Annotated in this window: 18 protein-coding genes and 1 pseudogene; 3 read left to right on the forward strand and 16 right to left on the reverse strand. The window is 53.8% G+C overall.

Going from position 1 to position 23,699, the window contains the following annotated elements:
- Positions 1–83: 83 nt before the first annotated feature.
- The 7 genes from PRZ02_RS06175 to PRZ02_RS06205 form a co-directional block, all read right to left on the reverse strand.
- The gene (locus tag PRZ02_RS06175; protein ID WP_449464964.1) at positions 84–3,581 is read right to left on the reverse strand and encodes a FixH family protein; all 3,498 of its coding nucleotides are present in this window, start codon (positions 3,579–3,581) and stop codon (positions 84–86) included.
- Positions 3,582–4,094: 513 nt separating this feature from the next.
- A complete protein-coding gene (locus PRZ02_RS06180) occupies positions 4,095–4,943 on the reverse strand; it encodes an Ig-like domain-containing protein (protein WP_449464965.1) in 849 nt (282 codons plus the stop codon).
- A gap of 133 nt (positions 4,944–5,076) precedes the next feature.
- A complete protein-coding gene (locus tag PRZ02_RS06185) occupies positions 5,077–6,396 on the reverse strand; it encodes an ABC transporter substrate-binding protein (protein ID WP_449464966.1) in 1,320 nt (439 codons plus the stop codon).
- A 383-nt stretch (positions 6,397–6,779) separates the two neighbouring features.
- Positions 6,780–6,932 (reverse strand): hypothetical protein, encoded by a 153-nt coding sequence (locus tag PRZ02_RS06190; RefSeq protein ID WP_449464967.1) that lies wholly within the window; start codon positions 6,930–6,932, stop codon positions 6,780–6,782.
- Positions 6,933–7,079: 147 nt separating this feature from the next.
- Positions 7,080–8,675: a hypothetical protein gene (locus PRZ02_RS06195; RefSeq protein ID WP_449464968.1), complete on the reverse strand. Its 1,596-nt coding sequence runs from the start codon at positions 8,673–8,675 to the stop codon at positions 7,080–7,082.
- 31 nt (positions 8,676–8,706) lie between these two features.
- Entirely contained in the window at positions 8,707–10,605 is a 1,899-nt protein-coding gene (locus PRZ02_RS06200) for a hypothetical protein (protein WP_449464969.1), read from the reverse strand.
- Positions 10,606–10,863: 258 nt separating this feature from the next.
- Positions 10,864–13,122 carry a cellulase family glycosylhydrolase gene (locus PRZ02_RS06205; protein ID WP_449464970.1) on the reverse strand — a complete coding sequence of 753 codons (2,259 nt, stop codon included), beginning with the start codon at positions 13,120–13,122 and terminating at the stop codon, positions 10,864–10,866.
- 1,005 nt (positions 13,123–14,127) lie between these two features.
- Here PRZ02_RS06205 and PRZ02_RS06210 point away from each other — a divergent pair.
- The gene (locus tag PRZ02_RS06210) at positions 14,128–14,436 is read left to right on the forward strand and encodes a hypothetical protein (RefSeq protein WP_449464971.1); all 309 of its coding nucleotides are present in this window, start codon (positions 14,128–14,130) and stop codon (positions 14,434–14,436) included.
- A 17-nt stretch (positions 14,437–14,453) separates the two neighbouring features.
- On the opposite strand, the gene PRZ02_RS06215 is transcribed toward PRZ02_RS06210, so the two are convergent.
- The 7 genes from PRZ02_RS06215 to PRZ02_RS06245 form a co-directional block, all read right to left on the reverse strand.
- Positions 14,454–14,672 (reverse strand): fibronectin type III-like domain-contianing protein, encoded by a 219-nt coding sequence (locus tag PRZ02_RS06215; protein ID WP_449464972.1) that lies wholly within the window; start codon positions 14,670–14,672, stop codon positions 14,454–14,456.
- A 216-nt stretch (positions 14,673–14,888) separates the two neighbouring features.
- Positions 14,889–15,089: a glycoside hydrolase family 3 N-terminal domain-containing protein gene (locus tag PRZ02_RS06220; RefSeq protein ID WP_449464973.1), complete on the reverse strand. Its 201-nt coding sequence runs from the start codon at positions 15,087–15,089 to the stop codon at positions 14,889–14,891.
- Positions 15,090–15,868: 779 nt separating this feature from the next.
- Positions 15,869–16,294, reverse strand: a complete 426-nt coding sequence (locus PRZ02_RS06225; protein WP_449464974.1) for a hypothetical protein — start codon at positions 16,292–16,294, stop codon at positions 15,869–15,871.
- 1 nt (position 16,295) lies between these two features.
- Positions 16,296–16,886: a class I SAM-dependent methyltransferase gene (locus PRZ02_RS06230; RefSeq protein WP_449464975.1), complete on the reverse strand. Its 591-nt coding sequence runs from the start codon at positions 16,884–16,886 to the stop codon at positions 16,296–16,298.
- A 13-nt stretch (positions 16,887–16,899) separates the two neighbouring features.
- The gene (locus PRZ02_RS06235) at positions 16,900–17,661 is read right to left on the reverse strand and encodes a hypothetical protein (RefSeq protein ID WP_449464976.1); all 762 of its coding nucleotides are present in this window, start codon (positions 17,659–17,661) and stop codon (positions 16,900–16,902) included.
- A complete protein-coding gene (locus tag PRZ02_RS06240) occupies positions 17,622–18,626 on the reverse strand; it encodes a glycosyltransferase family 2 protein (protein ID WP_449464977.1) in 1,005 nt (334 codons plus the stop codon). The genes PRZ02_RS06235 and PRZ02_RS06240 overlap by 40 nt, the downstream gene beginning before the upstream one ends.
- A gap of 7 nt (positions 18,627–18,633) precedes the next feature.
- A complete protein-coding gene (locus PRZ02_RS06245) occupies positions 18,634–19,392 on the reverse strand; it encodes a sugar phosphate isomerase/epimerase family protein (RefSeq protein ID WP_449464980.1) in 759 nt (252 codons plus the stop codon).
- 178 nt (positions 19,393–19,570) lie between these two features.
- On the opposite strand from PRZ02_RS06245, the gene PRZ02_RS06250 reads away from it, so the two are divergent.
- Both PRZ02_RS06250 and PRZ02_RS06255 read left to right on the forward strand, forming a co-directional pair.
- Positions 19,571–20,914: an MFS transporter gene (locus tag PRZ02_RS06250; protein WP_449464978.1), complete on the forward strand. Its 1,344-nt coding sequence runs from the start codon at positions 19,571–19,573 to the stop codon at positions 20,912–20,914.
- A pseudogene (locus PRZ02_RS06255) lies at positions 20,869–21,303 on the forward strand (class I SAM-dependent methyltransferase); the annotation flags it as partial. The gene PRZ02_RS06250 and the pseudogene PRZ02_RS06255, both read left to right, overlap by 46 nt.
- A 27-nt stretch (positions 21,304–21,330) precedes the next feature.
- Here PRZ02_RS06255 and PRZ02_RS06260 read toward each other — a convergent pair.
- Both PRZ02_RS06260 and PRZ02_RS06265 read right to left on the reverse strand, forming a co-directional pair.
- Positions 21,331–22,284 (reverse strand): translation elongation factor, encoded by a 954-nt coding sequence (locus PRZ02_RS06260; RefSeq protein WP_449464981.1) that lies wholly within the window; start codon positions 22,282–22,284, stop codon positions 21,331–21,333.
- A 44-nt stretch (positions 22,285–22,328) separates the two neighbouring features.
- Positions 22,329–23,516: an MFS transporter gene (locus PRZ02_RS06265; RefSeq protein ID WP_449464979.1), complete on the reverse strand. Its 1,188-nt coding sequence runs from the start codon at positions 23,514–23,516 to the stop codon at positions 22,329–22,331.
- Positions 23,517–23,699: the final 183 nt, after the last annotated feature.

The following is a 23,699-nucleotide window of genomic DNA, read 5'->3' on the forward strand; positions in this document are numbered from 1 at the left end:
TAAATCTTGGCGAAATCGTGCCTATTTCAACAACGATAAAAAAGTAAAATTAGAGAAAAAACAAAAAATTAAGTTTTAGCTGCTCACTTCAACTTTACGGCTATGTATATCAGAGCAATGAGGGCGAAGATGGCGGCAAGCCCAGCTAGCAGGTACACGTAGGTCAAGTTGACCGGAGCTGGCTTAGGTATAACCGTTGGCTTAACGAGCGTCACCGTGAAGGCTATGCCGGAGCTCGCGGACTGATACCCGGTGGCGGACGCGCTAACGGTCGCGCTCCAGGTCCCAGCGGGCCCGGTAGATGGGATGTTGACCGTAGCCGTGTAGAGACCAGGTGTGCTCGAGCTGGTGGTGAACAGGAGGCTCGTGGTAGTACCAGATGGACTTACCAGAGTTCCGGTCACGGTGGCGGAGGTGACGGGTTGCCCATTGTAGGTGACGCTGGCCGATATGACGCCAGACGTTCCGTTGGCTATGCTGCTTGGGCTGACCGACAGAGCTATGCTCAAAGGCTTGGTAACGGTAACGGGTACCACCGTCTTGACGGTGAAGGTCGTGACGGCGCTACCGCTAACGTAGCCAGCCTTCGACGCGTTGACGGCGACTGTGTAAAGCCCAGCTGGACCCATGCTAGATATACTGATCGGAGCGGAGTACGCTCCAGCTGTGGACGTGGGGCTCAGCGTTATGGTCGACGTTCCGTTGGGCATCGTTATGGTTGCCTTGACGGAGGCGCCGGCAAGCGGCACTCCGTTGCTGGTCACCTGCGCAATGAGCTCAGCGCTCGACCCATTGGTTACGGTGCTCGGGCTGACGGACGCGCTAACGGATATGGTCGGGACCACTACGGCCTTCTCGACCTTGAAGTAGTAGGTCGGTGAGGCGCCGGTCAACCACGTGTAGAACGAGTTGACCGAGTTCGGGGTCCCGGTCTCGATGGTGAAGTTGAACGGGTAAATCCCGTTGGGAGCATCAGCTGGGATTATCAGCACGTAACCGCTGTTGGGCGCCGGGACTATGGCTCCATCGCTGAGGGTGGTGAGGTTCTGGAACTCGCTGAGGTTGTACTGGTTGAACACTAGGCTTAGGCCGGATATCGGGTGACCATAGTTGTCCGTGACGGTACCGTTAACGGAATACCAGACGTTGGGCCTGTACACGACCGGGGTCGTGTTCGCGGTTATGAACGGCCTGGTGAGGTGGAAGACAACGTCTCCGGTGACGTTGGTAGAGGCAGCGTTGGAATCGATCACCGTGGGCAGCACGAACTTGTTGCTGAAAGTCGCGACTTCGTTGGCCCAGTACAGACCAGCGAACATTCCGGGTATCGAGGACGGTTGCGTTCCACCGGCGTTGGATGCCTGATCGACCAAGAGCGTGCCCGTGTATAGGGCAGCAGATGGGTTGGTCAGGGATAGCGGGATCGTGTAGATGTGTGCGTGGTTCTGCGGGTACTGCTCCCACAGGTGAACCACGACGCTCGTTGGCAAGAGAGATGGGTTGACCGACGGGCTGCCCCAAGTGCCTCCAGTGTAGACGTTGAGGGCAAGAGGCAAGCTCGCACCAACGGACTGCTGGACGTTCGGTAGCTTCTGGGTTATTATCTCGGCCACTGGGAAGCTGTTGATCCCGGTTCCGGTATTGGGCGCGGTGGCGTTATCGCTGAAGTAGCTTATCTGGATCGTGTAATTGCCAAGGCCCATGCTGGGTGAAATTGGCCAGCCCTTGACGGCCCCGCTGGCAGCGGTGTTGGTTACTCCGGCATTGGTACCAGTTGGGTACCAGCTGGAGAACTTGGTAGCGTTGACGACGGTGTAAAGCGAGTAGACAGCGGTTCCCTTGGTGCTAAGAGACCAGTTGTAGTACCAGTCGTAACCGTTCCTAACTATCTTGCCGTTGACGAGTATGTAGGCGTCTATGTGGTTGGGTATCTCGTTGAAGGGTATGTATCCCAAGTTACCGCCCGCGGTGCTGACCACGTTGCTTGGGTACGTGACGTTGAAGTTTATGTAAAGGGTAGCGGAGGTGGAGTTACCGTTTATCACCTCCTCTCCCCACGGGATTATGGTGAGCGTGATCGGCTGAACCGTGACGTAGGCGTTGGTCGACGTCCCGCTGTTGCCGAAGGAGTCGTGAGCGAACGCGAAGAACGAGTAAACTCCCGTCGTGGTGTTCCAGTAGCTTGGCACCGACGCCGTCCAGGTACCCGTCGTGGAGTCGTACGTAAGCAGTATCGCCTTTAGCGACAACGAGCCCTTGGCGGTTACGTTGTTGTAGAGGGTTATTGACCCGGCATCGGTCCCAAAGCTCTCGCTCGTGAACGGCTGGCCGTTAGGCCACCATGCCGTCGCGCTGAAGGAGAACGTGGTGCCCCTAACTCCAGATGACGGCGTCGCGGTCAGCGACACCTTTATCTGGGCTGGGTTTATCACGAAGCTCCCTGTAGCGCCAGAACCGGTATCGGGCTGAACCAGGTCATCAGATGCGCTAACGAGGAAAGCGTAGGTACCGGTCGGGTAGTTGTAGGGTATAGTCCACGTGCCAACCCACTGGCCAGAACTGTAGGTGAGCGTGACGGTTTGAGAGGTTGCGGTATTGAGGGCGCCATTCACGTACGTGTACAGGGTCGCCGTTGCGGTCCCGTTGGAACCGGTCACGGGCTTCCCCTGCGCGCCGGTCACCGTGGCGGTTATTTGGATGGTCTGGGTCCTCTGGAAGGCTGTGCCGTTAACCTTCGCGCTCACCGCGAGGGTTATGGGCTTAACGTAAGCCAACGTCGAGTTGGAACCCATGTTGCCCATGCCATCGGAGACCTCGGCAACGACCTCGTAAGAACCGGAGTAAGCGTTGTATGGCACGTTGAACGTGCCGCTAAAGAGCCCATTGCCCACATTGCTCAGCGTAACTGTGTAGCTTTGAGACGGGTTCAACGTGGGCGAAAGGATGGCTGTAGCTATGGCCTTGGTGGAAGTGACGGGGGCGCTGTTGGAGAGGTACGCCGCGTTAGCGGTTATCAGTATGGAGCCTCCCCTCGGGGCGGCATTGCTTGACGTGGTGGCGTTGGTAGTAACTATGACCTTTATTCCGTTTTCAACGTAGAACTCGGTACTTGCCACTGGGGTTGACTTGAGCGTTGTCATGTTGTAGTTGAGGATCGTAAGGGTGTACGCTCCTATCTCTGAGGTGCTTGCAGCAGGGAAGAACGCGGAAACGCTTCCAGCCGTCTCGGTTTGAGAGACTCCGCTGGGGAATATCTGCGTTAACGTTCCCGATGTCGTGGTGAAGTTGTACCAGGCGAAGTGCTGAGAACCATCGGGCTGCGTTACCACAGCCTTAAGGTACACAGCACCGCTTCCGCCCGCATCCAACGTCATCGCTATGTTAAAAGTTCCCCCCACCTGAGTTATGCTGGGGGTAACCGTGACCGCAACATTAACCGAGCTGTTGATTGCGCCGTTTACGGATGCTGGCGCCGGCGCCGCGGAGACCGCGGGAAAGGCAGCCAGACCCGTGCTGAAGAACGCCGCAAGCACCACTAGAGCAGCTAACCTTTTGATCTGTGAATACGACTTGGATTGCATTTGTACCTTCGAGTTTGTCGAGCATCAGCCCTATATATACGTTTCTGTGAAACATATTTACAAATATCTACAACGCCACCCCTCACCCTCACAAAGTCGACTTAACGCGCAACGGGAACGGGCTATACAAAGCGCGGGATGTTTCCGATCGGTAAAACTTAAGCTGCAAGCGGCCTTCTAGTTGTAATTCGGCTTACTCTACGCCATCCGAGATACTTTATTGGAGCCAGTTCTTGGAGAAACACCAATAACGGAATCGTTGCAACGTATTTCATGTGGGCAAGCTTGAGTCCGTTAAGCCAATCGAACAGGTTATGAAGCGAAAGATAAGAAATTGAGGGCCTCCTTCTCGACACAGGACTGATACAGGCTTGGTCAACCCAAAATCGCCCGCTTAGATTTCGCCGAAGACTTAACGGGCGCCAGCAATCGAAGACGTCGCGCAATAACAACAAGATACCAACCCCCAAGTGTAAGGATTTCTGTTATTCTGAAAAATCAAAAAGATTATTTTTACTGCTGCGACTTCGCGCCTGGTTGCGGTCCCTTCTTGCCGCGCCTGCTGAGGGCGAGCACTGCCGCCACCACCACTATCACGACTATCACTCCCGCAACCACCGCGTAGAGCGCCGCGTTGCTGGTCGTGGGAGTTGTGGGAGGTGGCGTAACGGTTGTCTTGGAGGTTACCGTCAGCGATACCGAGTTGGACGTCACGGACGGGGCGGAGGTCAGGTCAGCTGTGAGGGTGTATGTACCTGAGGAAGTGGGAGTGTACGTGAGCGTGGCTTGGCCGTTTGCACCGGTGGTAGCGGTACCTATCAACTTTCCATCGGAATTGAAGTTCACCGAAACATCGGATGCCGGAGTGCCGTTGGCGTAGGTAACGGTTGCCGTTACCGAGGCCGTGCTTCCCTGCGTAATCGATGTAGGAGTTACCGCAAGCGAGGCCTTAGCGCTCAAGAGTGACACTGCTGCGTAGTTGCTGGTGTAGTTCATGGGTATGCCCAAGAACCGCGCCCAAAGTGGCGATAGCGTCCGCGTTGCCATAGCCTGAGCCACGGGAGAGAGCACGCCGCTTGGGGTAACGCCGAAGAACGGCCACCATATGCCATTGTCTCCGTTTGCCCAGCCAGGCCAAGGCCCAGGCTGTATAAGCACGCCCTGAGAGTCCAATGGCAACTTCAGTATCCAGCTTATGTTGAAGACCCTGGCGTTTATCTGTGCCCACACCGGCCTATCTCCAAGCGGTATCGAAGGCCAGTACATGTCTATGAATGACTGGAAAATAATGAGGGATTGATTGTAAGCCGCGGTTCCTGGCGCTGCACTCGCCCATATCGGGTACTCCTTGGTAAAGTTCAATGTATTTGGTACCGTTTGGTAAAGTTACGGGGTAAATGACGCTGGCATTCCAGTTGCCCTTTCCGCTGGTGTACTCGAGTCACCACCACCAGCCCATCTCCCACATAGTGGCATAGCTAGGCGCACCTGGTGATCAGATCTCCATAAATGACCAGTCCCCGGATGGCAGCACGTCAGAGTAAAGCGTCCCCGGATCCATGGCTATGACCTCCGTCGGTATGCCGAAAGCGGTAAACTGCGAGGCGACGTTCGAACCGATGGTGTCCACGTCAGTCCAGCCTCCGGGTATGTCCATGGTTATCTTGAACGGTTGGCCGTTTGGCATGTACCATTGACCGTTTTGCTTGTAGAAGCCGACGCTTTCGAGGAGAGATGCGGCCTTAGCGGGATCGTAATACACCCTTGGCGTGATCTTGTCAAGCCACTGCGGGTATTGGCAGGTCGGCCACGTTTCTCTGTGCGCTGCTCCCCACGCCTGAATGCCATAGGCATCCCATGCGTCCACGGCCTCCGTGTAGTTCTGGGCATAGGCCAGGGCCTCTCTAACCTGCGTTATGTTAAACGGATACACGCTGGGGTTAAACAGGTAGATCCAATGGCCACCGAACTGGAAGTAGAATAAGTTATCAAATCCGATGCTTGAAAGGATCTTGAACTGCGCGGGAGAGAAGCCCGTCTGAGACCAATCCACTAGCCCTTCTAGAGCTCCGTTCATGGTTTGTCCGTTCCCACCGCTCCACCATATGATGATTTCTGGGTTGTAGTCCTGCCACGTGTGGTACGGGAATATCGGTGCCCACTCGCTCACCAGGTTGGGAGGATCTAGATGCATTATACCGTAAGGTACCGATATTGTCGTGTAGTAGGGTCCCAAGAACCAAGGCGGGGCCACGAACCTCTCGATGGCATCTTCATGCAGAACGGCCTCAGTTTTATTCATGGCGGTCACGTTCTCAAGGACGGGCTTCCAGACAGAATAGGGTGTTGCGATGCGCTGAGACAATATGTAGAGTGGGATGCTAGGAGCCCAAGGCTTAATCAGAAATTCGATCGTGTAGTTGTTCAGCACGTGTATCCCGGTGTAGTTAACAAACGGGAAGTACCAAGAAAATACCTTTACCCCTATGTAGAACTCCGTATAGACGTCCCAAGCGTTAAACGGAAGGGTTGCGCTGCCGTTGTACCAACTAAGGCCCTTCCTCAGGTAAACGATCAGAGTGCCGTTGGATGGGAACTCCTCGTACTTGCTGGCTAATACCGGCATGATGGCGTTCGTTGTAGGCGAGTACATGGCCATCGGCATATCAGAGGTCATTGCGTTCGCCGTTATGAAGTTATTAGCGGCATACATGTTCCACACCGGCATCGACGGCGTGTATATCATCATCGCGTTAACCGTGGTGTATATCTGTGCCGTGTTCGCCGCGGAAACGGGCGCGATGAAGCCGCCCATCGCGAGGCTGCTGAAGAGGAATATCAGTATTGAAGAAATCGCTCCGAATTTTTCAGAAGGTTTTTCATTTCCCTCCAGTTATTTTATCGCAAAATTATTTCATCGCAAAAGCTCTTAAGGATTTCGCGAAATGCCTTCGATTTAGTCTTCAACAGCTTGTACTTCAGACTTGCTTGTAACAACATTAGAGCAGAGCATTTGGTAAACAAAACGCTCAAGCCAAGAGAAGCATTCCCTGGCACCAGCAAACATTTTTTTAACTTATATGTAGCATGACCGCGAGCTGAGCAATGGCATGCCCTTCTCGCGAGACTTCGCGCGATCCTGGGCTTCTTCTACTTCATCGCTACGCATGCCACGGGAAAAGAGCTCCCTCATAGGACTCAACGTGACCTTGAGAAACGCCTTATCGTCGCGTAAATCAGCATGATGACCGATGACATGAGCATGACCGCAAGCGATATCCCAAGCTCGTTATAGCCCGATCTCACCAGAACACGGGCCTGCGATCTAACGCCCAGCGAGCCGCTTACCACAACAGTTACCGTCGAGTTATGCGTTCGGTACCTGCTATCATTACGAAGTTTCCTTACTCAACTCAGCTCGCGCATCTTGTGATATCTAAGAGAGAGCCCTTCTTTCTAAGACCGACAAAAGATGAAACGCCGCGCCTCCGCTGACGGCTAATCTGCGTAGTTCACTTCAAAAACGTACACGCCACCCGATGAATAGACCTCACGAAAGTCAGCCAAGCTACTGGGATCGTAGAGCATGCGGTAAAGCACCGTCCTCGGCACAAGGCTTATGTTGAAGCCTGAAGGAGGTGACCCTATACCGGTTATGTAAGTCAGCATCTGCTGCGATGGATAGTAAATCAGCGTCCCCTGAACCAGGAATATGTAGGTTGGAGACCCAAGCTCCTTCAGGTAGTGCAGGCTTGAGCTCTCATCTATTGAGTACATGGCCTCGCTCACTATCTGCCCGATGGAGGGCACGTACTGGCCTGCCCAAACAACGTTCCTTTCAGCTACAGCCTGAATAAGGTGCCCCCTGTCCCAGTTGGCAAGCACCAGAGCAGACCCAGGTGAGTTCTCCCTTATCCACAGGGCAGCCTTGTACTGGGCTTCCGTCGTCCCGTCGTCCTGAACCATGGCAGGGAAAGTGTTATAGTAGATCCCCACGTTAATGACAGCCACAATCACCACGAAGGCCGCCAGCGTCTTCTTCAGGCGAACGCCCCTAAGCGATATGCCGAAGGAAAGGGCGACCGGAATTATGAAGTAAAGAATGCCGCGCAGGGCTAGGTAGTAGAGGGGCGCGGTAATGAGGAAGAGTGAAAGGGAAAGCGCTTCCCTGTTCTTCAAGGCGAAATATATGCCGAAGGGGACGAATATGAGAAAGAGGTTAAGCCACTCTAAGGCATAAATGGGGCTGAAGGGCGCCAACTCGATTATGAAGGATGAAGAGGATATGCTCCAGCCTATGAAGTAAGCGACGTCGTAGTGAATGAAACCGTAAGCGGCCACAACGGCCATGATGGCTAGCATAACAACGTGAATCGCCTTTCTCTCATCTATGAGGGCAATGACCTCCGAGACCATGAAAAACGCACCTACTACGCCCACGACCACGAGAAACTGGTAAAACGTCAGAAGGTGGGCCGCGTAGATGAGCACGGCTAAAATTGCGAGGTAAGGAATCGATTTAACGCGGAGATCCGTCAGCGGAAAGTAAAGTTTTTTTCCGGCAGAAGAGCTAAGGCGGGCCAACGTGTAGCCCGAGAACACCACAAGCGCAACAGCAAAGCCGTCGTGTCTCACCTTAAGGGCTGACCCCTGTATGGCCTGCGCCGATACCGCGTAGGCAATGCCCGAAAGGATGCCCGCCTTCCTGTTGTAGAGCTGCCTTCCCGTTAAGTAAAGGCCGAGCGCGGAGGCCGAATCTACCAACGCGAAGCCTATCTTCATGGTCATGGCAAGGGAATAACGGAAAAGGCCCGAGAAGAACGCGGCAACCGCCGCAAAGTAGGTCGTAGCGAGAGGCTGGCCCACCCCGTAGAGCTGGTGAAACCATGCTGGCTCCTTGGCCGCCATGTAGTAGTACCAGAAGTCGGGATCGGTGGCCACGTGAGGGGGTTCCATGAAATCGGGTACAAGCCTTAATACCAACGCTAAAACGAAAATACCTAACATATCTATGACGAGAAGCTCGGTGACGCCAAGTTTGCGGCCCTTCGGGTTGCCTCTGTGGTTAACCTTGTGGCCCTGATTCTTGCCCATATCGACAATTTTGGTCTCGTGCTTTTTAAAATTATGGGAAAAGGGCGCGTCTGCGCCTCCAGATTGCATAAAGTAGAAAAACAACTCCGGCTACCAATGCAGCCATAAGCGCGGATCCCACGTAGTTGTAACTTGAGCGCACTTCTACGGAAACCTTGAAAGTAACGCCCAGCGAGTCTACAACTACTACCGTCAGGTTATTGAAACCCACTCTAGTGGACCCTTTGTAAACGGCCGAACTCCCGCTTTGAATCACCTTCCCGTTAAAGTACCAAGCGATTTTGAAGGGCGGAAGCCCACCAATCTCGCTAACGCGCGCAGTTAAGGAGGAATTTGAGAACAACAGGCCGCTGCTCAGGTTGACGTCAACGCTCGCGCGAAGCCTGGGCCTAACTGTCACGTCAACGGGATAACTTAGAGCCCCGTAACCCGTAGAGTCCACGACCTTTGCCAGGAACTGATACGTGCCGGGCTCTTGGGGATCATAGCTGAACTTCGTGGAGCTAACGAGGTAGCTTCCGTTTACAAACATTGAAACGGAGTACGGAGCCGTTCCGTTTATCACCCATGCCGTCAGGGTCACGGGATAGCCGACCTCGCTCTCGTTTTCACTGGAGCTCAACACGACCTCGGGATCTGGGCTCACGTAAAGCTTGAAGGAGGAATTTGCCGTCACGCCGGTTGCGTCCCTTAACTCCACGGTTAAAAGGTTCGTGCCCAGGGTATCTAGGGGTACCGTGAGATTTTTCAGCTCTCTGCCGTCTATCAGAAAGGTAAGCTCATAAGGCGGCGTTCCCCCGACCACGGTCACGTTTACCCTTGGGAGCTCACCCAAGTCATAGAGCTCATCGCCCTCGATCGAGACGCTGGGATCTGGGTTCACCTGCAGAAAAAAGGGTGAACTTCCACCGATCATGTTTCCAGACACCGCGTCCGCGTAGAGGATAAGCCTCTTCGTTGCGTTAAGCTTGATGGAAATGCTGGCTCCCGAAACGGACTCGACGGACGCAAGCTGCGTCGAGTTCCCGTAAAGCCGATATGTCACGGGGCTTCCCTCAGGGGCACCGGAAGCGTTCAGTTCCATGGTGAGCGTCCTTATGCCCGAATCGACCAAAAGGGGATGAACGTCCAATGATACGCTTAACCCGGAGCCAGTAACGTCCAAGCCCGGGAGCGCCCTTTCCTGTCCATCTTTCAAGCGAACCTCTGAGTAAAGCATTGGCGTGGAGCTCGAAAAGCTGGCCGTGGTAATCTGCATAAGGGGGGAGCCGTTTGTGCCAGCCCCAGTAACGGTTATCCACATGATCGCTGACGAAATCGGAGCGAAAGCGTAACTGACGGGCGCCTCGCTCAGGTTTAGGCTCGCCCTGTACCACTCTGTCATAACTCCGGTGAAGAATCCCTTGGAGTTCGAGCTCGAGTTGCTCATACCAATGAAAAAAGAACCCTTAGCGACGTAAGTTTGAACTGAACGCGCCCCCGTGTTCTGGTCCTGGGCCTCCATTACAACGAGGCCACCTGCCATGTAGAGAGATAACGTGACGTTGTCACCAGGCCTGACCGGTCCGGTGAAACCCTGAACTCCTCCGCCATACTGGGGATAAACAGAGGTACCTTGAGGGTTAAAAACCTCGTAGTTCATCCTGAAACCGTTGGCGTGCCCAATCGATGATGGCCAGTTGTAAGAAATTCCGACCTGATACCACCAACCGGCATCGGTTAAGCCGTTAAGAAGGTAAGCGGGGCCGTCGCCCGATAAATCGGTTTGCGCAACGGCAGTTACCGTAACCGATACTGAGGTGAAGTTGTATGGAAAGGTCTCCCCAATTTGCACGTCATATACCAGCGGAGCGTAGCCGTCCTGAGCCAGAGAGCCCTCAAACGAAAAAGGCAAAACGATCAACAGAAGCAGGGGAAACCAGAAACGCATATGAAAGTATCGCGCGCCGGCATATATGTGTGAATTGACTACTCCACAAGGGTGCAGACCCGACGAGCGCATTACGGGCGCATCGGCGAGCGCACTTGAGGGCTTCACGCCAACGAAGTCACCTCAGTCAAGCAAACATCGCGTCACTAAGCACATCATAGGATCTAAAAAGGTTGAAATCAGGACGAGGTCCTCGTTAACTCAAGCGCAGCACAAAAAATCGCGTGATCCACCCGACTTTCCCTTCTGATGCAAGAATCAGGAGTGTTTGGAACTACGTGACGCAAAGAAGTAGATGATACCAAAGACGACGACTATGAGCACAGCTATGGCCGCGTACGCCGCAAGCGATGATGAGGCTTTCTGCCTGCTGACCTGTTGAACGCTCACGCTACTTGAATTGCTCATGTCATTTGATGAAGCGGTTACGTTGACGCTTCCGCTCTTACTGAACGCGTACGTCAGGCTTGCGGTGCCCTGCTCGCCAGTTTCGGAAGTGCCTATCATGGTGCCATTTGCGTAGAATGTCACCTCGGCGCCCCTGACAGGCGTGCCGTTGAGGTAATTGACCGTGGCCTTCAAGGTCACGGTCTGCCCAACCGCTGCGGTGGGTGGGACCGCAAGGGATAGCCGCTCGGCGGTGAAGGGCACGACCGTTAGGGCGCCGGAGGCGCTTGCTGAGGGATAAGAGGGGAGGGATGCCTTCAACGAGGTTATCCCAGCGGAACTGGGGACGTAGGTAAGGGAAGCCATGCCAGAGGAGTTCGTCACCGCCGTGCCTATCATCGTGCCATTGGCGTAGAAGGAGATGGGAACGCCGGAGACCGGAGACCCTTGGCTTGAAAGGGATGCCACAAGCGATGCCCCGTGGCCCACCGGGACCGATGAGGGCGACTCCGAGAGGGATATGGAAGGAGGCGGAAGGACGCGAACCGTCCTGTTTCCGCAGGCGAACGGGTACTTCTGGAGCTCAACCGCCAAGGAGACGTTGCCCGCCTCATCAACGGTGGCCGTGAACTGGGCCATGCCCTGGGCGTCCGTGGTGGAGCTGGCAACCTCCTTGCCGTTTGCGAGGAGCAGAACCGCGGCACCGCCGAGAGCTGAGCCATTGGAAGAAAAGCTAACCCAGGCGCTTACGTTGAACGGGACGCCAGCCAAAGGCTCGCTTGGCAACGTGGCTATCGTGAAAAGCACACCAGCGAAACCGTACCCAGGAGGAGGGGTAAGGCGAAGCGAGACGCTGCCGTCGTAAAAGGTGACGTTGAAGGTCCTTGAAGATGGACTGAAGGTGCCGCTGGGAGATGTCACGTTGAAGCCCTCGGGTACGAAGAAGTCGGCCCAGCCAGACTTGCCCGCGAAGGTAACGTTAACGGTGACCGAGTTCACGACGCCATCAGATGTGACGTTCGTTATGGATAGCGAGGATACTGGAACTGAAGATAAGCGAGGATAGGCTTCATCGAGTATCCCCAAGAAGGGATTGCTCTGGTAGTTAATGGAATCAACTCCTCCGACCCCCCAGCTGTAGCTCCAGTAAGTCCAAGCGATCCCATACCTGTTGAACGCCTCCGTGGCAAGAAGGGGCGAGTTCATGCCCGCCCCGAATTCCCCATCGTAAACAGGCATGTCCCACTTCTGCGAGGCCTGCAGCGCCGCGTAAAGGGGAGCGCTCAAGGGGTTAGCCCAGTAGTCGTGAACCTCAAGCGCCAACTTGTGCGCTGGATCGGTTGGTTCAACCCAGTTGTTGGGATGCGTTCCAGAGTCCCATTCAGAAGTCTCGAAGAATATCACGTGCCTCTGGTCCACCTTCCTTATGGCCGATATGGCCATGTCGTAAACCCTTGCCATGTTTTCGTACATCTGCTGGGAAGTCCAGTTGGTAGGGGTAGTGGGCTCGTTGAAGAGGTCATAACCCAGTATGCCGGAGTCGTTGGCGAACTGGGACGCCACGTACTCCCACATGTTCGCGAAGTCCTGCTCAACCGTGGTGTTGGACCAGAAGTAGGCCTTGTCCTTCTCTTCGGCATTCTTGGTCTGCTGCTGATAAGGAACCGCCCACATCGGCAGCCCGTTTGTCGTAGCACCGTAAAGCTGGCTAAAACAAGGAGACCAGTGCCACTGGTGCATGTCAATTATGACGTATATGCCATAGCGATTTGCCATTGCTACTGCCTGCTTTACCTGACTTATGTACGACGAATCGTAAACCCCGGGCTTGGGTTCCACGAAGCTCCACGCTATGGGCATCCTTATCACGTTAAATCCCCAGGAGGACATGGCCCGGAAGTCCTCGGGCGTGAAGGTAAAGCTGTCATCTTCGGCCCCCGAGTAGTCAGCGCCATGAAGTAGGACGTACGTGCCGTTATCGTAAGCGAAGTGCGTGCCTCTCACCGTTATCCAATGAAGCGAGGAATAAGTGGGAGGAAATGATGGTGACGCAGTTTGCGCCAGCACCTGAAATGGAACTACCACGCAAAGGCCTATTAAGAGAAGCCCCATAACAAACTTAAGCTTCATAGATTTTATCTAAAAAATAAATTTAAGTATTTTGGGCATATTTTTTCATGTCAACCTGCTTTGTTGAATAAATCCTAGGCCGTGCTTTTCCGTCTGCTTTTCCTTGCCTCTCCGCTTTTCGCGTCCTTACCCCAGCGTAACACGCCACCTCGTCGTACGCCCATGCCCTTTGCACTGCCTCCGCGGTGAGCGTTTGGGGCTTCCTAGAGCTCGTGTCCTCGCCGAACTTCCCCTTCCAAGAAGCCCTGTACCGCCCACCTCTTACCGTGGCCCACCTCCTTCCTCAACCCCCTTATTATGGTTATTATGTCACAGAGCATGGTACTTCCTTGCCCGTCCTTTGGACCTTAGCGGTAGGACGACCCGGTAGAGCGACGCGAGGTACCTCTTCCCCTTAGAAGCGGTCTCCGCGCTCTTAAGGATGGTAAGCGCAACGCAAACGCCTTAAGCGCTGTCTCCAGCGCTAGGTTGCAAAAATCAAAAAAGAAATCGCGGAGACGCCAAAAAATGACGCCTCTTGCACGCGCAAATGGCGTGCAGAAAGAGCGCGCACGCGCGTGGAATGCGCATCATATCCGCAGATTTTTTGCGCGACAAGGGGCTTTTCTCACGATAATATTCCTCCTTGCTTGTCGCAATGCGCTTTTCTTCCGCTAGTATACGACCATTTCTCATCATTCCAGGAATTTTTTCTTCAGCTAGCATTCCTTTTCGTCTGCTAGTATTCCGCTTTTCTCGTGCAGATAGTCTGACGCCCGATAAAAGAGTCTACTAGAAAGGGACCTCCAATTTTTGTTATTATTCACTTTTTCTTAGATCTTTTCCAGCGCTTGAAGCGCTTCACATCTAGCAGGAACTACCTTACGACGAGTTCTCTGTTATAGGTATGCCAATGGCGTTTGGAGCTAGGCTTATTTCCCTTAGCCCAAGTTATATTCCAGTGGTTAGAGCTCTTGGTGGGCATACCATTGTGGCTCTAACCACTACTTATCTTGCGTGCTGAAGGTGCGCATCAAAATTATTCAACAATCCATGACATATGCCATGGCGTTGGCTCTTAGGCCTCCGCTCATAATCGCGGATGAGCCGACGACGGCGCTTGATGTCATAGTTCAAGCGGAGATCTTGGAGCTGTTAGAAGATGTTAAGAAGAAGTTCTCAACTTCCTTGATTCTGATCACCCACGACCTTTCGATAATATCGGAGCTAGCAGATGAAGTAATCATAATGTACGCGGGGAAAATCGTTGAGAAGGCGGATGTGTACTCGCTTTACAGGAGGATGTATTTTTCATGTCAATCTGAAATTTTTTGAAAAGATCTTTGAGCGGTTTACTGGTATAGCGAAACCCTTACTTTATGATGGCCCCTTGAAGAACCTCTTCCTATACCTATCACCAGCGTTCTCGTCACGTAGAGCTCGCCGCTCAGCCTCACGTCTTCTGAGGAGGAACCCACCTCCACGGCGTACTCCCCTTCCTCCACGATCTGCCTCATGTACTGGTCGTAGAAGGATAGGATCTCGGCTGGGACGCGGAACGTGACCTTCATCATCCCCCTATTGACGCTTTGGCGCTGGCCTCCTTGAACGTGAACGCCACGCCGCCAATCTCTCCGAGTACGCCTCCTATCCACACGATATGATCATGCCGTCAAAACCCCTACTCCTTATCCAGCTCTTAAGCAGCCGGTCATCGACTTGACAAGAGACTTCACATGTTCATATGTGGTGGTAAGCTGTCATGATCAACCAAAGGTTCGCCAGCTTCAAACATCCTCAAGTGGTTTTCCCTCAGGAACCTCTCGAAGACGTTCACAGGTGTTCCTTTCTCCCTCGGAGGAACCATGTCCCGCGGAGTGCTTTCCAGTTGCGGCTACGCCTTGTGCCTGAAGGGACGGCACGTGCGCAACTCCCATGGAGGAGACGAGGTAGGGATCCTCACCGTAGGTCTCCTCGGTCCTTCCCATCCACACCTCGTGTTAACCACAAGGTTATGGACTGGCACAAGACCTTGCCTACCTCCAACAGCCCTCACCTGTTTTCCCATGTGTGATATTATTCTCGAGGCGAACTCTGGTTTCTAGCTAACTTGAAAAACGTCAACAGCGAAAGCTATCAGCCGAGGAAACACCATTGCCACCCTTCTCTTAAGTTAGCACGCTCGTTCAAAACAAGGGCTAAAGCGAGGACGGAATAAAATGCGCGTGTGCTCTATCACGAGCTCCGTGAACTGCCCTGCCCTTTCGGGCGGGGCTTCCTGCTTCAACGACCACGCTCGATCCCCATGCCACCGGAGCGCGGTTTCCCGACGCTGGAAACTTTCCTTCAGCAACGTCCGGAAGGCGGTTATGGAGCTTTTATTCACAGGCGTAAGTTCGGGCCGCACCGCCCTACCGCCATCGGTCGTAACGCTACTTGCAAACACTTCTATAGGGGGCTATCCATCCCTGCCACTGCGGACGGAGACTCCCGACTCAATCCCAAAGAGCTAAAATAGCTAACAAGGGCAGCGGCCTGCTTAAAACGCTGGGCTGATTCCCCCTCATATCTCCCCAATACCATTGCCATTAGCTAATGGGTCTTTTTCTAGAAGGTTCTACCGTCTAAAAGCCCATTGGTGCTGAGGTTCATAAGTCGCGCTGTTCTTCGGCGCTCAAGCCATTTACGTCATGGAAAGTCGCTATTCATGGAAAGGCGGGCTTCGAGTTTCGCTGGACGCGCCACATTTTAATCCTCTTCCAGTCGCTTAAGAGTAAGAAACTGCTACCGTTAGGTTCACGCTTCCCGCGTATTGCGAAGGCCCGACCTGAACCGCTACGTATAGAACCCTTGACGTGCCGGGTGGCACCGAGAGAGGTAAGGACTCAGAGAAGTAGCTGCTTGAAATGGTAAAACCAGGGGTGTCCGCGGCTATATTATCAACGTAAACCGTCCTGTTTCCGGTGTTATTGAAGGTAAGGCGAACCGCAAAGAAGCCCTGAGCCTTCACGGAAAAAGGTGTTGGTATGACCGGGGATGCCTCTACTTGAAAGGCGCTCATGCCCTTGGAAACGATTAAGGCATTAACCGAGGTTACCGTTGTAACGGCTGATGTTTGAAAGTTCTGATAAACAGCTAACGAGAAACCCAACGTAATAAGGGTAGCGACCACCAAAACGTAAGCGCCCTTCATACTAGAGCTCTGCTTCTCCATTATAAGGCTCGCGGGGCTTCCTGGCGAGCACGCAATAGAAGGAGCACTCCTCGAGCGCGCAGCTTGCCCCTTCGATTTCAAATAGCTTGCCGATCTCAGATCTCAGCTCATCCCTAGTGAGGAATGAGGCATTCCTGTAGTACTTATCACCAGCCCTGCCCATCTCGACGTAGACCTTCCCTAATTGCGAGTCCAAGGGAATGGAGCATATGGCCAACGTCCCTCCTGGCCTCAGCACTCTTCTGGCTTCCTTCAAAAAGCCGCTCAAGTCCTTGAAGAACATAATTGAGGCAATCGAGCTGATACAGTCAAGGCACGAGTTGCGAAAGGGAAGGCTAAGGGCGCTACCCTGAATTCTATCCTCATCTGGCCTGCCCGCGCGCAACATGGCATAAGATAGGTCAAGGGAAATGACCGCGCCGCCGATGGCCTCGTGAAATACGGACGGGCCTGACCCAACATCAACGCAGTTCCCCAGATCTAAGCGCCTTATGAGCTCCAGCTCCTCGTGGTAAAGGCGAGGATTACTCGCATACCATCTCATGTACTCATCGGGATCGTCAAAGGCCAAACCTGTCGCCGCCCTAGCGCTTCTGCTTTTTTGCCCATTCGGATATCAAGACGTAGGCATAGGCCACCACGTAGTCGTCCACATCCGCGTTGGAGAGCAACTCCAGCATCACGTCGGGAAAGCTCTTACCCGTGACCGTTGGTTGTCCCTCAAACATGGACTCAAGCCTTTCCTGAGTGATTCCCATGGATGACGCGGCTCCCCCCACAAACGGCATGAAACCCCTTATGCCAAGCCTCGAGGCATTAGCGTACACGGATTGCACCTTGTCCGCAAAAGCTGGACCCTTTAGCCTTATCAGCGCGTAAAAGTAAGGGTCAGCCCCCGAACCCTGCCTGACAGGAGCTTGTGCTTTTTCGATTTCATCTGACGAGCGTGAAGGCATCCCTCCAGGTTGCCAACCCGCGGCGGCCTGCTTAACACGATCAACGTAATCGAAAAGCCGTTCCTTGAGCTCGGGCGCGGTCCAGCGCTGTTTTTCGGCAAGGAAAGGCAGGCGGATGGGGAAGGCCTTTATCTGAGGGGGCAGTGAGGCAAGCAGGTCAACGGTCGACCCATCAGAGTTTCCATACTTGGCAAAATACGTTCCCAGGTCGGGGCACGCAAAGCCAACTCTTATCATAAAATCTATCAGCTGGTTGCGGGATGAAGGATCCATGCCCTGCTTGAGGGCATAGATATAAGCGCATATGGCCTCAGACCTGTCCTTTTGGCCTATTCCCTTCCACTTTTCGTTCAAAGCTTCCTCAAAACCCTGAAGGTCGTAACCCGACATATGCTGAACCGACAAAGGCTATTATGCTTTCCTGAAGACCGCAGGCCGCATCGCGGATCTTCGAGCGTTGGCACGATAGTTGGGGCCACTAAACCGCTGGCTATTCCCCTTATCCTTGCTCCAAATGAGCGCGGGGCACCTCTCAGCTCGCTGGGCGACGGAAGCATAAAAAAAGGGAAGCTAAGCGCGAACAGGACTGGATTCCAGTGATCTCTCCAAAGCTTAACCCGAGCTCTGGCATCCAAGAATGGGCGCTTTCCAGTTGTGCCTCCACCTAGATGCCTCACCTTGACCGAGGGATCGTATATAACCTTCTCTCCTGATTCCACGAACCTCAGGCACAGGTCTCCGTCCGCGAAGCCATGCGGTGAAAAGCCCTCATCGTAAATTCCCTCCCTCTCCAGGGCCTTCCTCGAAATCAGCATGCACGCCCCGACCAACGAGTCTGTCTCAAACGGTACCCTGAGCGTCGCCAAGCGCTTCCTTGTTGCCTTCCTTGCCGTGGACAGCAGGTAGTAGGGAAGGAAACTTATGAAACGCGTCTCGCCCTTAACGTAAAGCCTCCTGTTCTCCGTTTCCTTTCCCTCGATTATGGCTGGACCAACCGCTGCGGCGCCAGTGCTCTCAGCCACCCTCACCAGCTCTTTTAACCAATTAGCGTCCTCGATTATGACGTCATTGTCAAGTGTCACGAAGTAGTCGGGATCCGCGGTCCTGTAGGCGTGCTTGAAACCAAAGTTAAATCCCGCCGGTGTTCCCAGATTTCTTCCCGTGCTTATTACCTCGACCTCCATGAAGCGACGTCTCACGAACTCGGCGGTTCTGTCTGTTGAGCCGTTATCTACCAAGATCACCTTGAGAGCGGGATAATCGGTGGCCACAACCGAGCTCAGCGCCCTCAGCGTCATCTCAACGTGATTGTGGGCTAGCATTACAGCTGCGACGTTCGGAGCTTTTTTACACAAAAGGGATCTACACTGTAGCCAGTTTTTCCTTGACGTTCTGAAGGGCTTTTCTCGCCGTTTCAAGAGGAGACCCGTATGGGTACTCTTCCTGCTCTATTATCAACCACTCCGTGCCGTTCCTCTTGCAGGCCGAAAGGAACTTTTCCCAGTCTATATCACCCTCACCTGGTACCACGTTATAGCCTTTTGACTTTGAGAAGTCCTTAACGTGAACGCTCAATGACCTGCGCGGATATTTATCGAGATAAGCTACGGCGTCCTGCGCGGAGCCAAGCGATCTCGTGGCATGTCCGATGTCAAGCTGCAGAATGACGTCCTTAGTCTGCTTGCCCAATATATCCCATGGTCTTTCTCCCTCTAGCGGCGAGAACTCCGCCCAGTGATTGTGATACCCGATCCTCATGCCCTTAGGCCTCAGCTTCACCGCAAGCTGATTCAGAAAATCAGCAAAATGATACCAATCTTCCTTTGTGGCGCTCAACTCCTGGGGCAAGCCAGGTATTATTATGTTCTTGTTACCCAAGGCCTCGTTAAAGGAAATGGTCCTATCTTCAGCCCACAGTACGAGCGAGTTAAATCCAGTGTGAGAACCCGCCGCCTGAAGTCCAAGCTTATCAAGCTGCTCTCTGACCTCCACGGCGGACTTGCCGTAGAAACCTGCAAATTCCACTCCCTCATAACCGAGCTCGGAGACGGCCTTTAAAGTTCCGAAAAAATCCTTGCTGCAATCATTCCTAACCGAATAAAGCTGAAGAGCGACTTTCATCAAGTTCCATCGCTTAAAACTTGGCTTCGGATAAATGCTTATCGATGTCGAGAAGCCCGAGAACCGATGCGCTTAGCGCTGGCAATGGCATGTATAAGCCATTCGTCAAACCTTGTGCCGCCTTCCGAGTCCGATGCACCGAGAACCCTTTATGCATCCACCTGTTGGTCGTGCGCAATTGGCGGCGCTAGCTAAAACCGACCAGAGATGGATGTGGGCAGTGGTGCCCTTTTACCTGTCTCTGGGGCCGCTCGGCACCCTTATCCCGCTTTATCTGCTGAAGCTGGGGGGGACCGCCATAACCGTGGGCCTAGCCATAACGCTCTACAATGGCGTTACCATACCTGCGTCCATAATATGGGGTCTTGTGGTCGACTTTACCGCTTGGAGAAGAAAGCTCATCCTGATGAGCTACGGCACGTCGACCGCCCTCTTGTTTTTTCTGTACTTCGCGCGCGATGCGCTAAGCGTTGCCGTCATATACGCGGGTGTGGGATTTTTCTCGACGGCGTCCTCCACTCCGCTAAACCTTCTGGTCATGGAGACCGCCGAAAAGCGCAGGTGGCCTTCGGCCTTCTCGCTTCTAAATCTTCTTGCGAGCGCTGGCACGACAGCGGGGCTCATATTCGCTACCGCCTACACGGCGATCTTCTCGTTGCGCAGCATGATGGTTTTCCTTTCCATATTCGCGGCTTCATCGGTCGCGACCGCGGCGCTTACCGTGAAAGATCCTCCCGTGACTTTTGAAAGGCGCTCGCTTAGCATGCACAAAGACGCGCTCAGCGCCAGACTTGCTGCCATGCCATACTTCTTCCTCAGGTTACCCAGGCCTAGGCACTTCTATCGCTTCGCTAAGGAGAGGTGGAAAGCAAACAATCCCATTTTCCCTCTATATGTAGGCCTTTTCGCGTTTTACATAGCAAGCGGTCTATTCAATACCATGATAACTCCTGGCCTCTACAGGAAGGGCCTCAACGAGTCTCAAGTATTCATGGTAATCATGACTGGATACGTTATCCAAACGCTCTCATTCTACTTCAGCGGACGCTACATAGAAAGGGTAGGAGAAAAGCGCGCGGGGACGTTGGCGCTTTTTCTCAGGTCCGCGGGTTACATTGGAATAGCCGCCTCCTTCGTGCTGTTCTCGGCGGAACCCGCTATGTACACGGCCCTCGTCCTTTATCCCTTGGCGGCTGGATTTGCGTACGCGACCTTCTACGCCGCCTCTAACGTGCTCGTTTTCAAGACGCTGGGTACCCATGCCGGAAGCAACCTAGGAATATACAGCTCGCTCGTTGCGGCGGCCACGCTACTAGGATCTTTCATTTCCGGCTATACATCGTACTACATAGGCTACTACTTCACCTACCTTCTGGCAGGTGCGTTTTTGCTGGTGTGCGCGAAGCTCATGTCGATGGTAAACGTGCGAAGCGGTTTCAAAGGCGAAGCGTTTTTAAGTGTCATAACGCTGTTATTATGCAGGACAGATACGTCTCTCCATTGCTTCTTTCAAACCCCCTGAGGGCCGTGATAACTCCCAAGGGCAAGACGCTTTCAAGGTTCAGATACCTGATTAAGAAAGGAGACCACGTGATCGACCTCGGGGCTGGGCCGGGATACTTCACCAACGAGCTAGCGTCGTTGGTTGGTGATGGCGGGGCCGTTTACGCGGTAGAGCCAAATCCCGACGCCGCCAAGCGGCTACGCTTAAAGGCCTCGAGCAACGTGAGGGTATACGAGACTTCCGCGGACGACCTCGGATTTCTAGCCAGCGAAACCATAGACTTCGCGTTCTCGAACCTGACGCTTTGCTGCATGGCAAACCCAGTTAAGGGGGTCAACGAAATGCTCAGGGTATTGAAGACGGGCGCTCACGCCTACGTCAGCGTAACGGGTAGATTCACGAGCACCATGGGGAAGGCAGAATGGGCCCGCTTCTTAGGCAACGTAAGGGTCATCAGTTCGGGCAAGGGAGTAATGGAAGAGTGGGCAGTTATTCAAAAAGTGCGATCGCCTTTTTTCATCCATGGTCGCGTAGCCCACCACCCTTGGGCTTCTGGGTTTCGCGTTCACGTCGACGAGAATTGCCCTACCCCTCAAGGGAAACGGGCTGTCCGGGGTCAGCGATCCACGTTCGTCAACTGTGGCCATGCTCCTAACGCCGTAACTGAAGGCATGAACCTTAGTTGGAAGCCCCGCCACCCACTTGAACTTGGTAACCTGAGCTGCCCGGCGCTCTTGTGAGAAAATCGCTGCGTCGCGCGACAGCGCGTAAGTATCCTGAAGCTCGGTAAGCTCAGCCCCCTTAAGGGCAAGCCCCACGCGAACTCCTACACCCACCGAGTCCTGGTCTTCATCGAGCACCTGTATGCTCTTCACCTCTACGGATCTTCCGCTTGGAAAGGCGTAGAGCTTATCGTGAACGCTTAGAGGCTCTCCGGAGAAGCCCAGCGCCACGGTTCCGACGCCTCTTACCGTGAAAACCCTGTCCACGTACGTGAAGCCGGACTCTATTGCAGGCCCCTGCATGGGCATGGGATCTGGCGCTATGGTTTTAGCTGCGTTTAGCTCGCCGAAGTAGCGAGCGAGGGAGCTAGGGCCCACTATTTGGCAACTCGATCCTGACGCCTCAGCCAGAAGCGCGAGCTCGCCATCCTCCCAGCTTACCGGTTCCTGAACTACTAGGTAAATCCCATCGGATAGAGATGATGTTTGAACTTGTTCGAGGATCCTATCGCTTTTAGGCAAGAGCACCGACCTCACAGCATCGCCGTTCTTCTTGTAGTATATGGAAACCCAGTCGCTTTCATGCTTCTTTCCCAGCTTTTCGGCAAGCCTTGAGGTCGCGTCTGCGTTCCTTCCAACAATAGACTGTATGGTTCCCGTGAGCATTTGTTGGGCACGTAAGGGCATTTAGGCCTTGACCTTTGGCCGGCTCACACCTTTAACCCACCCAGCTCCTTAAAGCCCACCCAAAGGGGCGCCGACGCCGCTGCCAGGACGCCTATGAGGACAATGGCCCACTTAACCGTTAATAGGGTTATGAAAGCCCCGCCTATGGCACCCGACACGAACGTAACTGCCAACGTGAACGTGTTGAAGGCGCCTTGTACCCGGGCCATCATATCATAGGGCACTATCTTAAGGAAAGCAGTCATGAGGGCCGCGTTGAGCACGCCAATGCAAATGCCCACGACCAAGCTGGGAACGAAATCGAGGTAAATGCTCCTCGACGCGGCCATACCAACGACCGAAAGGCCGGCCACCAACATCGATGCCCCTGAGATGTGACCCAGTTTTCCCTTTACCCTTGCCCCAAGCATCGAGCCTACGGCTGCCCCTCCCATTATGCAAACTATGAGAGCGCTCATATAGTAAGCGGGAAGCTTAAAGCTGATCTGAACCAAGGCCGTAAACATAACTCCAGTCATGCCAAAAAGGAGGTTGATTATTACCGCGATAACCATGGCCTCAACAACCGGCCTGTTGCCAGCTATGAAGCTCATGCCCTCCCTAACTGAACTGAAGGAAGAACTTTTCTGAACGATCGTGCCACGTTCCTTTATGAGCATGAGTGGAGGTATTGCGGCCAAGAAAACGACGAACAGGGCAAGGAAGGTGTTTGCGTAGCCAAGCGTGAGTAGCAACCCGGATGCAGCGTAACCAGCCGCGTCAAAGAAGGAAGTCACGGCGTTGCTCATACTGCTCCCTGCCTTGTAGAGCTCCTCATCCAAGAACTGCTTCGTCCACGATGCCCTCACGGAGTTCAACAGATCAGAGGTAAGGCCGATCACGAATGCTGCGCCGTATATGGCTATCACGATTGCCACCTTTGAGCCGATCACGTCAACAATGAGGAGCACTATGAGCATCGCCGAACGAAGTACAGCGGCCGCGATTGCCATGCCCTTCTTATGCGAGGATTTATCTATGATCGCACCTAAGAAAAAGCTGAAGAAAAGCGGAAGCGCGAGGATTCCCTCACCTAGGCCGGAGAGCACGGGGGAGTGGGTGACCTGAAGAACCACCCAAAGTATCACGAGATCAAAAGCCGAAGTACCAAGCCTTGAGATACCGGCGTTCAGAGTAACAAGCTTAAACTCTTTCGATATGCTCCCGGCCATGATTGGAGTTAAGGCTGTACCGGGAATTTAAGAAAAGCGGATTTTTAGGCAGCCGTTGCCCTTGTTGCCTCGCTTAGGGATTTAAGGGTAGTTGAAGGAGGCAACTCAAGGACTTCACCTCGCGCTCCTGACCACCCTTATCGGCTTTCCGGCAGCGAAGGCCCTCACGTTCTCCACGGTCTG

The organism is Tardisphaera saccharovorans (assembly GCF_046635845.1).
Taxonomy (GTDB): domain Archaea; phylum Thermoproteota; class Thermoprotei_A; order Marsarchaeales; family UBA168; genus UBA168.

Coding starts and splice junctions, on each gene's coding strand:
- PRZ02_RS06220 (WP_449464973.1), bottom strand. CDS start 15,089: ATGGGAAGGACCGAGGAGACCTACGGTGAGGATCCCTACCTCGTCTCC.
- PRZ02_RS06205 (WP_449464970.1), bottom strand. CDS start 13,122: ATGAAGCTTAAGTTTGTTATGGGGCTTCTCTTAATAGGCCTTTGCGTG.
- PRZ02_RS06235 (WP_449464976.1), bottom strand. CDS start 17,661: ATGTCGGGTTACGACCTTCAGGGTTTTGAGGAAGCTTTGAACGAAAAG.
- PRZ02_RS06225 (WP_449464974.1), bottom strand. CDS start 16,294: ATGAAGGGCGCTTACGTTTTGGTGGTCGCTACCCTTATTACGTTGGGT.
- PRZ02_RS06200 (WP_449464969.1), bottom strand. CDS start 10,605: ATGCGTTTCTGGTTTCCCCTGCTTCTGTTGATCGTTTTGCCTTTTTCG.
- PRZ02_RS06265 (WP_449464979.1), bottom strand. CDS start 23,516: ATGGCCGGGAGCATATCGAAAGAGTTTAAGCTTGTTACTCTGAACGCC.
- PRZ02_RS06215 (WP_449464972.1), bottom strand. CDS start 14,672: ATGAAGGTCACGTTCCGCGTCCCAGCCGAGATCCTATCCTTCTACGAC.
- PRZ02_RS06195 (WP_449464968.1), bottom strand. CDS start 8,675: ATGGGCAAGAATCAGGGCCACAAGGTTAACCACAGAGGCAACCCGAAG.
- PRZ02_RS06260 (WP_449464981.1), bottom strand. CDS start 22,284: ATGCTCACGGGAACCATACAGTCTATTGTTGGAAGGAACGCAGACGCG.
- PRZ02_RS06185 (WP_449464966.1), bottom strand. CDS start 6,396: ATGGGCGGCTTCATCGCGCCCGTTTCCGCGGCGAACACGGCACAGATA.
- PRZ02_RS06245 (WP_449464980.1), bottom strand. CDS start 19,392: ATGAAAGTCGCTCTTCAGCTTTATTCGGTTAGGAATGATTGCAGCAAG.
- PRZ02_RS06175 (WP_449464964.1), bottom strand. CDS start 3,581: ATGCAATCCAAGTCGTATTCACAGATCAAAAGGTTAGCTGCTCTAGTG.